The organism is Pseudomonas cannabina (assembly GCF_900100365.1).
Lineage (GTDB): Bacteria > Pseudomonadota > Gammaproteobacteria > Pseudomonadales > Pseudomonadaceae > Aquipseudomonas > Aquipseudomonas cannabina.
The window spans coordinates 2,199,430-2,212,366 of sequence record NZ_FNKU01000001.1 but is presented as its reverse complement, the minus strand read 5'-3'; the positions used below and the strand labels follow the sequence as shown (position 1 = coordinate 2,212,366).

Sequence of the window (12,937 nt, the reverse complement as noted above, 5' to 3'; positions counted from 1 at the left end):
AGGTTTCCTGTGCGGTGGGGTTTCAGCGCAGCATGTAGCGCTGCGCGAGGGGCACTTCGCTGACCGGTTCGCAATAAAGACGCTCGCCGTCGGCATACACATCGAAAGTTTGTGGATCAACGCGGATGTCCGGGCAGGCGTCGTTGTGCAGCATGTCGGACTTGCGCAACGTGCGGGTGCCGAACGCAGGCAGCAGTTTTTTCTTGAGCCCCAGCCGGGCCGCAGTGTCGGCCTCGACGGCCAGGCGGTTGACGAAATTGACCGACAGCGCCTGTTTCGCTTCGCCGAACGCGCCCCATTGCGGGCGCATCACCAAGGGTTCGCAGGTGTACAGCGAGGCCGCAGAATCGCCCATCACGCCGTGCACAATGAAGCCGCCCTTGACCACCAGTTCCGGCTTGATGCCAAAGAACGCGGGGCGCCACAGCACCAGATCGGCCAGTTTGCCGGGCTCCAGCGAGCCGATGTAGCTGTCGATGCCGAACACCCGCGCGGCGTTGATGGTGTATTTGGCGATGTAACGCTTGATCCGTTCGTTGTCGCCCAGTGCCGTGGCTTCTTCCGGCAGACTGCCGCGCTGATCCTTCATTTTCGACGCCAGTTGCCAGGTGCGGCAGATGACTTCGTTGATGCGCCCCATGCCCTGGCTGTCAGAGCCGAGAATCGAAATGGCACCCGTGTCATGAAGAATGTCTTCAGCGGCGATGGTCTGCGGGCGCACCCGCGATTCAGCGAACGCCACATCTTCCGGTACGTCCGGATTGAGGTGGTGGCAGACCATGATCATGTCCAAGTGTTCGTCGAAGGTGTTCACCGTGTAAGGGTTGGTCGGGTTGGTCGAGGAGGGAATGCAGTTGCTTTTGCCGGCCACGCTGATGATGTCCGGCGCATGCCCGCCGCCTGCGCCTTCGGTGTGGTACATGTGGATGGTGCGGTCGCCGATGGCCGCCAGAGTGTCTTCGAGAAACCCGGACTCATTCAGCGTGTCGGTGTGCAACTGGACCTGAAGATCGTACTCGTCGGCGACGTTCAGGCAGGTGTCGATCACCGCCGGCATAGCGCCCCAGTCTTCATGAATCTTCAGCCCCAGACAGCCGCCGCGCAGTTGCCCGAGCAGCGATTCGGGCTTGCTGGAATTGCCGCGCCCGAGAAAGCCGAAGTTGATCGGCCACGCTTCGGCGGCCTGTAACATTTTGCCGACATTCCATTCGCCGCCGCAGTCGATGCCCACGGTGATTGGCCCCAGCGAGCCACCGATCAGCGTGGTCAGGCCCGCCGCCAGTGCGTGATCGCAGAGCTGCGCGGAGTCGAAGTGCACATGCACGTCGATGCCGCCGGGGGTGACGATCAGGCCCTCGGCATCGCGCACGGTGGTGGCGACGCCGCAGATCAATTGCGGGTGTACGCCGTCCATGATCTGCGGATTGCCCGCCTTGCCGATGGCGACGATCTTGCCGTCCTTGATGCCGATGTCGCCTTTGACGATGCCGATCACCGGGTCGATGATCAGCGCGTTGCAGATCAGCATGTCGAGCGCTCCGTCGGCGCTGTCGTGACCGAGCATCAGGCCCATGCCGTCGCGCAGGGTCTTGCCGCCGCCGTGCAGGCATTCATCGCCAGGCACCGAGTGGTCGAATTCGACCTCGGCCAGCAACGAGGTGTCGCCCAGGCGCACCGCATCGCCCGTGGTGGGGCCGTACATGGCGGCGTATTCCTTGCGGGTCATCGTCGCCATGCTTCAGGCTCCCTTGAAATGTTGGGCGCGAGCACGTTCCAGCGCTGCCTGTTTGCAGGCCGGGTCGTGCAGGTTGCCGTTGGTCAGGCCGCTGAAGCCGTGGATGTCGCCAGTCCCGCCGAACTGCACCAGTTGCACCTCGCGCAATTCGCCCGGCTCGAAGCGCACCGCTGTGCCAGCGGGGATGTCCAGGTGCATGCCGAAGGCTGTTTCGCGGGGGAAGTCCAGCGCTTTGTTGACCTCGAAGAAGTGGTAGTGGCTGCCGATCTGCACCGGCCGGTCACCGGTGTTGATCGCGCGCAGCGTCGCGGTCGGGCGGCCACTGTTGAGCTGGATGTCGCTGTCCGGCGAAAGTATTTCGCCAGGTGTCGGCATGATCGCGAGCGGCAGTTTGCCCGGCCTGATCGGCTGGTGCACGGTGACCAGCTTGGTGCCGTCCGGAAAGGTGCCTTCGACTTGCAGCACCGGCAGCAAGTCGGCCACGCCCGGCATGACGTCGTCGGTGTTGAGGATGGTCGAACCGAAACCGATCAGCTCGGCGACGCTGCGACCTTCGCGTGCGCCCTCAAGAATTTCGTCGGCGATCAGCGCCGAGGCTTCCGGAAAATTCAGGCGCAGGCCTTTGCCACGGCGTTTGCGTGACAGCTCGGCAGCGGTGTATAGCGTGAGCCGTTCAAGCTCGGTCGGGGTCAGCAGCATAAGAAGATTCCCGGTTCAGTTGGCAAACAGGCGCAAGTCCTGGGTTTCGTGGCGCATCACGGCGATTTCGGCCAGGGGCGTGAAGCCGCAGGCGTCGTCCGGGTCCGGCGGTTCCAGCGCCAGCAGTTCAGTAATCAGCGGCTGGATATCGGTCAGCACGCGCTGCGCATCGATGTGGCCCATCACCCCGAGACGTACGGCAGCGCTGACCAGCCCGGTACACAACCCGTGCGCGGCAGCCAACTGGCAGTGCTCGCGGTGCATGCCCAAGCGGTTCCAGAGCAGGCCTTGCACCACCGGCAAATGCCCCGGCGCGTTGCCCGCCAGCACCTGTTGCTGATAAGCCGCCGCCCCCGGCGTACCCAGCGCGACGTGCACGCCCAGTAAGGCCTGGCCGACACGGCGGGAACCTTGGCGCAATTCCTCGGCGAGGGTCAGGGCTTCGATTTGCGCGTCCATGTCTATCAGCGCAGAAACGTTATCGGCAGCATTCCGTGCCGCGAGCAGAAACACTCGGTCAAAACTGTTCCAGCGATGGCGCAACTGGCCTTCGACAAAACCGCGCACCTCGGCGCTGCGGTCGAGGCGAGCGGCGCGTTGACGACGTCGCGCGGTGACCCTTTCGCCTGCCCCCAGTCGCCCATCGGCTACCAAGGTTTCCAGCCCCCACGACCAAGCGACCGCGCCGCTTGGAAAGAAACTGTCGGCCTGTTGCAGGGCCAGCAGCAGGCTGCCCAAGGCATTCATGCGCGCCGTACCCGGCCGTCGGCGAGCATCGGCGCCAGGCGCTCAAGGTAATCGGCTTCAGGACCATTGAGCGGGAGTTGCAGGGTGTCGCCGGCAAAGCGCACCGCCCAGTGCATGTTGCCGGCGAAATAGCCCAGTTCCAGCGCCGCCGCCGAGTCCCGTGGCAGCAGGTCGAGGTATTGCTGATCCTGCATCTGCACGACGATGGCGCGCTGACTGTCGAGCATCAGCACCGAGCCGTTACGCAATTGCTGATGGCGCTCCAGGCGTATGGCGCAGTCTGTGCCCCGGTCGCTGGCCAGGCGCAGGCGATGACGCTGAATGTCACTGCCCGACAGGCTCAGGGTTTCCACCTGGCCGGCGTGGTTCAGGTCGTGCAGGCGGTCGGCGAGGGCAGGGTCGCTGGCCTGGCCGAGAATGCGGTCGAGTATCAGCATGGCGATGGCTCCGGTGTTTGGCTCAGATGGTCAGGTAGCGCAAAATGCGCTCGCGATCGACGGTTTCGCGGACTTCGCTGTGCACGAATTCGCCTTTTTCGATGATCAGGTAGCGGTCCGCCACGGCCATGGCGAACGACAGCACCTGCTCGGAAACAATCAGCGAAAAGCCGCGCTCCTTTTTCAGCAGGTTGAGCGCCTTGGCGATGTCCTTGATGATCGAGGGCTGAATGCCTTCGGTGGGCTCGTCGAGCACCAGCACCTTGGGGTTGGAAACCAGCGCCCGCGCGATGGCCAACTGTTGCTGCTGGCCACCGGAGAGGTTGCCGCCCTTGCGTCGGCGCATCTCGAACAGCACCGGGAAGTATTCGAAGATGTAGTCGGGAATGGACGCGGCGGGGGCGCCCTGCATGCCGCTGAGGATGTTTTCCTCGACGCTCAGGTAGGGAAAGATCATCCGCCCTTGCGGCACAAAGCCGACGCCGGCAGCGACGCGGTCGTAGCTCTTGCTGCCGGTCAATTCCTGCCCGGCCAGCGTGATGCTGCCGCTGCGGGTCGGCAGCATGCCCACCAGGCTGCGCAACAGCGTGGTCTTGCCCATGCCATTGCGGCCCATGATCGCCAGCGATTCGCCCGGCGCCAGTTCCAGACTGAGGTCGCGCAGCACATGGCTATCGCCGTAATACACGTTGAGGTTGGAAACATTCAGCATGTTCAGTGCCCCAGATAGACGTCGATGACGCGAGGATCTTTCTGCACCTGATCCATCGAGCCGTAGGCCAGGGTCTTGCCCTGATGCAGGACGGTGACCTTGTCGGCCACCGATTTCACGAACTCCATGTCGTGCTCGATGATCACCATTGCCCGGCCCTTGGCGATGAGCTTGAGCAGGCCGGCGGTTTTCTCCCGTTCGCCTGCGCTCATGCCGGCCACCGGTTCGTCCAGCAGCAGTAACTCCGGGCGCTGCATCAGCAGCATGCCGATCTCCAGCCACTGCTTCTGGCCATGGGACAGCAGCCCGGCCTTGCGCCCCAACTGGTCCTTGAGAAAGATCATTTCGGCGGTCTGTTCGATCTCGCTGTTCAGCGCGGCATTCTTGCCAGCGAACAGGCAATTGAAGATGCCGCGTTTGTCCGGCGAGGAAATATCGAGGTTTTCGCGCACGGTGAGGTCTTCGTACACCGACGGGTTCTGAAACTTGCGCCCCACGCCTGCGCGGGTGATCTGGTACTCGATCATGCTTTCCAGCTGCAGGTCCTTGAAACGAATCCGGCCTGCGCTGGGGCGGGTCTTGCCGCAGATCATGTCGAGCAGGGTGGTCTTGCCCGCGCCGTTGGGGCCGATCACCACATGCACCTGGTTTTCCTCGACATAGAAGTTGAGGCTGTCGACCGCCTTGAAGCCGTCGAATGACACGGTCAGGTCTTCGACACTCAGTAACATCGCGCTCATGACTGCACCTCCTTGTTGCTCAGGCGTTGCAGCAAGCCGGCCAGCCCGGTCGGCAGGAACAGCACCACGCCCATGAACAGAAAGCCGATGAAGTACTGCCAGAAACTGACGAAGTTCTCTGACAGGTAGGTTTTGGCCGCGCCGATCAGCAGCGTGCCGTACACCGCGCCGACCAGTGACAGGCGACCGCCCAGCGCGGCGTAGATGACGATTTCGGTGGACGGAATGATGCCCACCAGTGACGGCGAGGCCAGGCCGACCTGCAAGGTGAACATCACGCCACCCAGCGCCGAGATCAGCGCTGCTACGGCAAAGATGAACGCCTTGAACAGCGCGGTGTTGTAGCCAGAAAAACGCACCCGGTCTTCGCGGTCGCGGATCGCCACGATCACCTTGCCCAGGCGGCTGCGCAGGATGAACCCGCACATCGCTACGCTGGCCAGCAGCAACAGCGTGGTGATCAGGTAGAGAATCCACGGGGTCTGCTGCGTTTTCAGGCTCAGGCCGAACACGGTCTTGAAGTCGGTCAGGCCGTTGACGCCGCCGGTGTAGCCCTGCTGGCCGATGATCATGATCGACATGATCGAAGCCAGCGACAGGGTGATGATCGAGAAGTACACGCCGCCGACGCGCTTCTTGAAGTACGCGTAGCTGAACAGAAACGCCAGCAGCGCAGGCAGGATCAGAATCGCGGCCAGGGTGAAGGTTGCCGATTCGAATGGCTTCCACCACCAGGGCAGGGCTTCGACGCTGTTCCAGATCATGAAGTCCGGCAGTGCCGAGCCATAGAACGCGGCGAGGGCGCTGGCGGCTTCGTCCGTGGCGGTGGCTTCAAGCTTCAGGTACATCGCCATCATGTAGCTGCCCAGGCCGAAGAAAATCCCCTGGCCGAGGCTGAGAATGCCGCCGTAACCCCAGATCATCACCATGCCCACGGCGCAGAACGCCAGGCTCAGGTATTTGCCCGCCAGGCCGAGCCGAAAATCGCCCAGCAGCAGTGGCAGTACCACCAGCAATAACAGCGACAGCCAGATCAGGCTGTAACGTTCGATCAGCGGTAACCAGCCAGCGCTCAACCAGCTCGTTCGGGCCGCTTTGATCGGCGTTGCGGCCAGCGGCTTTTCAGTCATGTTGTTCATCTCAACGTCTCACTTTCGTGGTGAACAGGCCGTTGGGGCGGAAGAACAGCAGCACGATGACCACCAGCAAGGTGATCGCCTTGGCCATGGAGCCGGTGGTGAGGTATTCCAGCGAAATCTGCGTCTGGCCGATGGCGAAGGCCGAGAGGAACGTGCCGAGCAGGCTTTCGACGCCGCCGAACACGACGACGATGAAGGTGTCGACCAGATACTGCTGGCCGCTCACCGGACCGGTGGAGGCGAGCATGGTGAACGAGCTGCCGGCGATGCCCGCCAGGCCGCAACCCAGCGCGAAGGTCACTGAATCGACCCGCGCGGTGTTGATCCCGGCGGCACCGGCCATCGCCCGGTTCTGGGTCACGGCCCGGATACGCAGGCCCCAGCGACTGCGGTACAAAAACAGAAACACGGCAGCGGCGATGACAAAGGTCAGGCCGATGATGAAAATCCGGTTCAGCGGCAGTTCCAGCCCCTCGCTGACTTTCCACGCGCCCTGCAGCCATTGCACGGTGGGCACGCTGACTTCCTTGGGGCCGAACACCTGACGAAACAGTTGTTGCAACACCAGCGACAGGCCCCAGGTGGCCAGCAGCGTGTCCAGCGGGCGGTTGTACATGAAGCGAATGAAACAGCGCTCCAGCAGAAAGCCGAAGGCAAACGTCACCACGAAGGCCACCCCGATGCCGATGATGAAGTACCAGCCTATGAGCTCGGGGAAGTAGCGCTGAAACACCACCGAAGTGACGTAGGTCGCGTATGAGCCCATTGCCATCAGTTCACCGTGGGCCATGTTGATCACCCCCATCAGGCCGAACACGATGGTCAGCCCGAGTGCCATCAGCACCAGCACCGAAAACAGCGAGAAGCCGCTGAAGACTTGCATTACCAGCGTATCGAGAGTCATGCCGTCGTTACCTGTGGCTGCACATTGACGAAAGCGGGCGCGAAGCGAATCGCGCCCGGCCCGGTATCAGAGTTTTGGAAACGGGTTGGGCTCGATGGGCGCGGACTCGTAGATCACGTCCACCTGGCCCTGCGCATTGAGGGTGCCGATGCGCGCACGTTTCCACAGGTGGTGGTTGTCCTTGTGCACCTTGATTTCGCCCTCGGGGGCGTCGAGGGTCATTTCCGAAGACGCGGCAATGACCGCCGGTACATCAAAGCTGCCGGCTTTCTCGACCGCTTTCTTCCACAGGTACACCGCCGTGTAGGCCGCGGCCATCGGGTCGCCGACCACGCGCTGCTGGCCGTAGCGGTTTTTGAAGGCCTGGACGAATTTCTCGTTGACCGGATTTTTCAGGCTCTGGAAGTAGCTCATGCAGGTCAGAAAGCCGACGAGGTTTTCCGCACCGATGCCGGTGACTTCTTCCTCGGTGACGGCCAGCGCCATGAGCGTCTGGCTACTGCTGTCGATCCCGGCGGCCTTGAGCTGTTTGTAGAACGCCACGTTGGAGCCGCCGACGATGGTCGACAGCACGATGTCCGGTTTGGCGACCTTGATTTTGTTGATCACCGAGGAAAACTCGATGGCCCCCAGCGGCAGGTAATCCTCGCCGACAATCGAGCCGCCCTGTTTGCTCACTGAGGCTCGCGCCAGCTTGTTGGTGGTGCGCGGCCAGATGTAGTCGGAGCCGACCAGATAGACGCTTTTGCCTTTGTTGGCCATCAGCCAGGTCACGGCGGCGAGGGTTTGCTGCGAGGCTTCCGCGCCGGTGTAGATGATGGCCGGGGATTTTTCCAGCCCTTCATAGAAAGTCGGGTAGTAGAGCAGGCCTTTGTTGCGCTCGAAGACCGGCAGCACCGCTTTGCGCGACGCCGAGGTGAAGGCGCCAAAGGTCACCGCAACGTGGTCGTTCTCCAGCAGTTTGCGCGCTTTTTCGGCGAAGGTTGGCCAGTCTCTGGCACCGTCCTCGATGATCGGCTCGATGGTTTTACCCATCACACCGCCACTGGCGTTGATCTCCTCGATGGCGAGCTTTTCGGCGTCGACCACCGACGCTTCACTGATGGCCATGGTGCCGGTCAGCGAGTGAATAATCCCGACCTTCACAGCGTCGGCCGCCTGCGCCTGACTGAGCAGGGAAAACGGCAGCAGGCTGATCGCGCCCAGCAACAGGGCATGCTTGATCAAACGGCGTTTGTCGTTATGCATTCACTTTCTCCCAGGAATAAAAAAAGCCCGACGTCCCGGCCAAATCAATGGGCGGGAGGTCAGGCTTCTGTGCCGAATCTGGCGGGACAAACTGTGTCCGATCCAGTCGTACGCGAGGTGTCTCCCTACTTGCCAAGGGGGCGTAGGGCAAACAGCTGGCGCGATGTCTCAGAAGAGACTTAGCAAGGGCAGTGCCAAGTGCAGAAACCGCCTTTTACCCCGGAAGTCGAGGTCGGGCGCAGAGCGTCCCTTCATCTATTGCACGAATAACCCGCCATGCGCCGCTTTGGCGCGAACCAGACTTTTGCGCACCAAAAACGTGAGGCTGCGCACGCTTTTTCCGTAACGCGCGCGCTTTCAATGGCTGAAATACGATGCTTTTGTGGGAGCGAACCGGGCGACACTTCGCTTGTCCGCGAAGGCTTTATTCCTTACGATACATCCTCAGTGGATGTACCGGCCCCTTCGCGAACAAGTTCGCTCCCACAGGTACGCATTTCAATCGATCAGTTAGCGATCATTTCCTTTCACCACCACTGCGCATCCGTACTTGGGGCGCACTCTTTGTACGAACCGGGCACTTTGCGTGCTCGCGAAAGGGTCAACTGCAGTGGGCTTTTGTGGGAGCGAACTTGTTCGCGAAAGCGATGTGATGAGCGACACGACCCCTGCAAATGTACGCCCATCTCTGCCAACAAAAGCCTGTTACCCAGGGAGCACTCCAGCCAGCAGACGTATGAATCATCAACCCCCACACATCACGAATGGCCCGCTACCTGCATGAGCCTGATCAACACCCTCGCAGGGTCCCTTGCCACACGCCCATTCTCGGCAGGTGTGGAAGGCCCCTCGCATGACTGGTCCTGACACTGTCGTCACGCCAGCCCCAGGCACAACCGCCTGAGAGCCACCGTTGAATCCACGGCTTTTCGCTCAGCACTCTTCCAGATCCCGGCCAATGGCGGGCGTCTCACCTCACGTTGAACAAGGTTTATAGGCATGGTTGACCCGATCCGCATAGGAGGTCTGTTTTCCAATACCGGCGTTACCGCTGCCGGTGAGTGTTCAACAATGCGCGGCGCGCAGTTTGCTATCCATCAGATCAACGCAGCCGGTGGCGTGAATGGGCGTCCTCTGGAATTGATTACCCGCAATCCCGATTCGACGCCTGCGCTGTTTGCCATGCATGTCGAGTCATTGATCCGCGACGAAAACCTGCGGTTTTTCTTTGGCTGCTACACCTCGGCAGCGCGCAAGGCTGTACTGCCGGTGGTTGAACGTTACAACGCGTTGCTGCTGTATCCTGTGTACTACGAGGGCTTCGAGTATTCACGCAACATCATTTACACCGGCGCCACGCCGAACCACAACGCCGTGCCGCTGGGTAATTACATGTTCGACCACTTCGGCAGCCGCGTGCTGATGATCGGCTCCGAGTACGTTTACCCCTACGAAACCAATCGGCTGATGAGCGACCTGCTGTATGAGCGCGGGGGCAGCAAGCTGGGCGAGTATTACCTGCCGCTGAAAAACGCCCGGGCTGAAGACTTCGCCAGGCTGATGGTCAAGGCCCGAGAGTTGCAACCGTCGTTTATCTTCTCCACGGTGGTCGGTGAAACCATGGCTCATTTGTATCAGGCTTATGCCGAGGCAGGCCTTGACCCGACCGTCATGCCGATTGCCAGCGTGACCACCAGCGAAACCGACATCCAGCAGATGGGCGTTCATCTGGGCACCGGGCACATCTCGGCGGCCACCTATTTCCAGTCGATCGACACGCCGCTCAATCGCCAGTGCATTGCGCAATACCGGGAAATGTTTGGCCAGCATCAGGTCACCGACCGCTGCTGGGAAGCCGCTTACTTTCAGGTTCATCTGCTGGCCAAGGCGATAGCCCGAGCGGGCAGCACCGAAGTGGAAGACGTGTTGCAGACCATGCGCGGTCTGGAATACGACGCGCCGCAGGGGCGAGTGCGCATCGATGAACACAATCACCACACCTACCTGTATTCGCGGATCGGCCGGGCCAACGCCGAAGGGCAGTTCGACATTCTCTACGAAAGCCAGAACGCGCTGAAACCCGATCCCTACGCCATTGCGCCGGACTTCAGCGGCTGGTCCAGCCAGAGCGGGAGGCGTCCATGACCCTGCGTGCCGCAAAAAAGCGCCTGCGCAACGACAGCGCAGGCGGCATCAAGGACCTGCGCGACATCAGCGTGCTGGTGATGCACCCGGACGATGAAGACGGTCGCAACCTGATCGCCCAGTTGCAACGCATCGGCTGTCAGGTGCGCGTGCAATGGCCGATTCCGGAGCGCCTGCACAGCGAGGCCGACGTGATCGTATTGGCGGTGTCACCGGAGAGTCTTTCGACCAACACGCCGTGGCTGTTGCACAGCGCGACGCCGCCGATCATCCCGGTGATTGCCTATGAAAACCCGATCATCGTCGAGGCACTGGTGCAGCTCAACGCCTGCTCGGTGATTCCTTCGCCGGTCAGGTCGTTCGGCTTGCTGACGGCGCTGGCGATCACCTTGAGCCAGGCGCGCAAAACCCGCGAGCGGGAAAAACACGTCAAGCGTCTGGAAGGGCGCATGGCGGTGATGCGGACTGTGCAGCAGGCGAAAATCATCTTGATGGAAACCAAGGGGCTCTCGGAAATAGACGCTTACAACGCGTTGCGTGACCAGGCCATGGCCAAACGCGAGCCGGTAGAAAAGATCGCCGAAGCACTGGTCAAGGCCCATGAATTGTTTCAAAAAGCCTGCTCCTGAGCAGGCGTTGATGTGACGAGCTACGAGTGTCGGGCCTGTCGCCCGATCCTCTTCTGCTCGGACGTTTGCCATACGCCCTGAACCGGCAGGTATGGAACACCGCGTGGCGACCGGCATGGACAACGACGTCCTCCGGATCGAGCCAAGGCCTGTGCAGTCTGCACCGGCGGCTCCAGTCAATGACCGCCCGACCTCGGGTGGCCCTTACCGTTATCTGGAGAACATCATGTCTGTAAAACGCCCCGTCAAAGCCGACTTTCTGATCGCCGCCCAAGACCACGGTTACGACCTGTCCGACAGCCAGATAGAATCGTTTCTGAGCCTTGCCGACGAAACCCTGGGCTCCTACGAAGCCATTGATGCCTTGTACGCCGCCCACGTCGCACAGCCCACGCCGGTACGCGAGCACAGCAAACCGGCAAACGCCGACAACCTGTATGGCGCCTGGTACGTGAAAACGCACATTGCCGGCGCAGCCAGTGGTCCTTTGGCGGGCAGAACAGTGGTCATCAAGGACAACGTCTCGGTGGCCGGCGTACCGATGGCTAATGGCTCTTTGAGCCTGGATGGCTACATGCCCTCCGAAGACGCCACAGTGGTTAAACGCTTATTGGCGGCTGGCGCAACGGTGGTCGGCAAGTCGGTATGCGAAGACCTGTGCTTCTCCGGTGCCAGCTTTACCTCGGCCAGCGGCGCGGTGAAAAACCCGTGGGACCTGACCCGTAATGCCGGCGGCTCGTCCAGCGGCAGTGCCGTGCTGGTTTCGCTGCAAGAGGTCGATATGGCCATTGGCGGCGATCAGGGCGGCTCAATCCGCATGCCCTCGGCATGGAGCGGTATCGTCGGGCACAAGCCGACGTACAGCCTGGTGCCTTACACCGGCGCTTTTCCGATTGAACGCACCATCGACCATGTCGGCCCGATGGCCAACAACGTGCGCGACTGCGCGGTGATGCTCGACGTGATTGCCGGTGCTGACGGTCTCGACTCAAGGCAGAAGAATCCGCCAGCGGTCAGTTGTGTCGCGACCCTGGATCAAGGCGTTGCAGGCCTGAAAATCGGCTTGTTGCGCGAAGGTTTCGCCATTCCCGGCATGTCCGAGCCGCAGGTGGACGCGCTGGTCAAAGCTGCCGTGGCGCAACTGGAAAGTCTCGGCGCTACGGTCGGTGAGGCAAGCGTGCCGTGGCATCACGGGGTGGCGCTGGACATGTGGAACGTCATCGCCACTGACGGCGCGGCGTACCAGATGCTGCAAGGCAATGGCTACGGCATGAACGTCGACGGCTATTATGACCCCGAGATCATGAGCTACTTCGGCGCCAAGCGTCGCGAGCACGCCAATACGTTGTCCAGCAGCGTGCGCGCCGTGGCGCTGACCGGGCATTACAGCCTGAAAAACCTGCACGGCGCGTCTTACGCCAAGGCGCGCATGCTGGTGCCGGAACTCACCCGCCAATACGACGAAGCGTTCAAGGATTTCGACGTACTGGTGATGCCGACCATGCCGTTCGTGGCGACCCCGTTGACCGCCGCCGATGCGCCGATTGAAGAGTACGTGCACAGCGCGCTGAACATGCTTGCCAACACCGCACCGTTCGACCTGACCGGACACCCGGCAACATCGATCCCGGCCGGTCTTGCCGACGGCCTGCCAGTCGCGATGATGATCGTTGCGCCGCGCTTCCAGGATGCCTTGGCATTGCGCGTGGCGCAGGCGTACGAGCAGGTTCGCGGCGTGTTCCCAAGGCCACCGCGTGGCTGAATACATCGCGTGAAGATCAGGGGCGCTGGACGCTGAAAAC

12 protein-coding genes are annotated in these 12,937 nt (G+C 61.6%); 3 read left to right on the top strand and 9 right to left on the bottom strand.

Going from position 1 to position 12,937, the window contains the following annotated elements; all coding sequences use genetic code 11:
• Positions 1-22: 22 nt before the first annotated feature.
• The 9 genes from ureC to urtA form a co-directional block, all read right to left on the bottom strand.
• Entirely contained in the window at positions 23-1,735 is a 1,713-nt protein-coding gene (gene ureC / locus BLT55_RS10275) for an urease subunit alpha (protein WP_055002147.1), read from the bottom strand.
• Positions 1,736-1,738: 3 nt separating this feature from the next.
• A complete protein-coding gene (locus BLT55_RS10270; protein ID WP_055002146.1) occupies positions 1,739-2,434 on the bottom strand; it encodes an urease subunit beta in 696 nt (231 codons plus the stop codon).
• Positions 2,435-2,449: 15 nt separating this feature from the next.
• Positions 2,450-3,181, bottom strand: coding sequence for an urease accessory protein UreF (locus tag BLT55_RS10265; protein ID WP_055002145.1), 732 nt, complete (start codon positions 3,179-3,181; stop codon positions 2,450-2,452).
• A complete protein-coding gene (ureE, locus tag BLT55_RS10260) occupies positions 3,178-3,618 on the bottom strand; it encodes an urease accessory protein UreE (RefSeq protein WP_074800369.1) in 441 nt (146 codons plus the stop codon). Before ureE ends, BLT55_RS10265 begins: the two co-directional genes overlap by 4 nt.
• Before the next feature lie 22 nt (positions 3,619-3,640).
• Positions 3,641-4,330, bottom strand: a complete 690-nt coding sequence (gene urtE / locus BLT55_RS10255; protein ID WP_054999927.1) for an urea ABC transporter ATP-binding subunit UrtE — start codon at positions 4,328-4,330, stop codon at positions 3,641-3,643.
• A gap of 2 nt (positions 4,331-4,332) precedes the next feature.
• Positions 4,333-5,070: an urea ABC transporter ATP-binding protein UrtD gene (gene urtD, locus BLT55_RS10250; RefSeq protein ID WP_054999926.1), complete on the bottom strand. Its 738-nt coding sequence runs from the start codon at positions 5,068-5,070 to the stop codon at positions 4,333-4,335.
• Positions 5,067-6,209, bottom strand: coding sequence for an urea ABC transporter permease subunit UrtC (gene urtC / locus BLT55_RS10245; protein ID WP_054999925.1), 1,143 nt, complete (start codon positions 6,207-6,209; stop codon positions 5,067-5,069). Before urtC ends, urtD begins: the two co-directional genes overlap by 4 nt.
• 1 nt (position 6,210) lies before the next feature.
• Positions 6,211-7,113: an urea ABC transporter permease subunit UrtB gene (gene urtB / locus BLT55_RS10240; protein ID WP_054999924.1), complete on the bottom strand. Its 903-nt coding sequence runs from the start codon at positions 7,111-7,113 to the stop codon at positions 6,211-6,213.
• 66 nt (positions 7,114-7,179) lie between these two features.
• Positions 7,180-8,361 (bottom strand): urea ABC transporter substrate-binding protein, encoded by a 1,182-nt coding sequence (gene urtA, locus BLT55_RS10235; RefSeq protein ID WP_054999923.1) that lies wholly within the window; start codon positions 8,359-8,361, stop codon positions 7,180-7,182.
• A 999-nt stretch (positions 8,362-9,360) separates the two neighbouring features.
• Between urtA and BLT55_RS10225 the strand changes: the two genes are divergently transcribed.
• The 3 genes from BLT55_RS10225 (at position 9,361) to BLT55_RS10215 (ending at position 12,897) form a co-directional block, all read left to right on the top strand.
• Entirely contained in the window at positions 9,361-10,506 is a 1,146-nt protein-coding gene (locus BLT55_RS10225; RefSeq protein ID WP_054999922.1) for a transporter substrate-binding domain-containing protein, read from the top strand.
• Positions 10,503-11,135: an ANTAR domain-containing response regulator gene (locus BLT55_RS10220; protein ID WP_054079901.1), complete on the top strand. Its 633-nt coding sequence runs from the start codon at positions 10,503-10,505 to the stop codon at positions 11,133-11,135. The genes BLT55_RS10225 and BLT55_RS10220 overlap by 4 nt, the downstream gene beginning before the upstream one ends.
• 91 nt (positions 11,136-11,226) lie before the next feature.
• Positions 11,227-12,897 carry an amidase gene (locus BLT55_RS10215; protein ID WP_174518614.1) on the top strand — a complete coding sequence of 557 codons (1,671 nt, stop codon included), beginning with the start codon at positions 11,227-11,229 and terminating at the stop codon, positions 12,895-12,897.
• The last annotated feature ends 40 nt before the right edge of the window (positions 12,898-12,937 follow it).

What these genes read in the sequence shown, in the direction of transcription:
- urtE (WP_054999927.1), bottom strand. Translation starts at nt 4,330, where the DNA reads ATGCTGAATGTTTCCAACCTCAACGTGTATTACGGCGATAGCCATGTG.
- urtB (WP_054999924.1), bottom strand. Translation starts at nt 7,113, where the DNA reads ATGACTCTCGATACGCTGGTAATGCAAGTCTTCAGCGGCTTCTCGCTG.
- urtA (WP_054999923.1), bottom strand. Translation starts at nt 8,361, where the DNA reads ATGCATAACGACAAACGCCGTTTGATCAAGCATGCCCTGTTGCTGGGC.
- BLT55_RS10270 (WP_055002146.1), bottom strand. Translation starts at nt 2,434, where the DNA reads ATGCTGCTGACCCCGACCGAGCTTGAACGGCTCACGCTATACACCGCT.
- BLT55_RS10225 (WP_054999922.1), top strand. Translation starts at nt 9,361, where the DNA reads ATGGTTGACCCGATCCGCATAGGAGGTCTGTTTTCCAATACCGGCGTT.
- ureC (WP_055002147.1), bottom strand. Translation starts at nt 1,735, where the DNA reads ATGGCGACGATGACCCGCAAGGAATACGCCGCCATGTACGGCCCCACC.
- urtD (WP_054999926.1), bottom strand. Translation starts at nt 5,070, where the DNA reads ATGAGCGCGATGTTACTGAGTGTCGAAGACCTGACCGTGTCATTCGAC.
- BLT55_RS10220 (WP_054079901.1), top strand. Translation starts at nt 10,503, where the DNA reads ATGACCCTGCGTGCCGCAAAAAAGCGCCTGCGCAACGACAGCGCAGGC.
- ureE (WP_074800369.1), bottom strand. Translation starts at nt 3,618, where the DNA reads ATGCTGATACTCGACCGCATTCTCGGCCAGGCCAGCGACCCTGCCCTC.
- BLT55_RS10215 (WP_174518614.1), top strand. Translation starts at nt 11,227, where the DNA reads ATGGAACACCGCGTGGCGACCGGCATGGACAACGACGTCCTCCGGATC.
- urtC (WP_054999925.1), bottom strand. Translation starts at nt 6,209, where the DNA reads ATGAACAACATGACTGAAAAGCCGCTGGCCGCAACGCCGATCAAAGCG.
- BLT55_RS10265 (WP_055002145.1), bottom strand. Translation starts at nt 3,181, where the DNA reads ATGAATGCCTTGGGCAGCCTGCTGCTGGCCCTGCAACAGGCCGACAGT.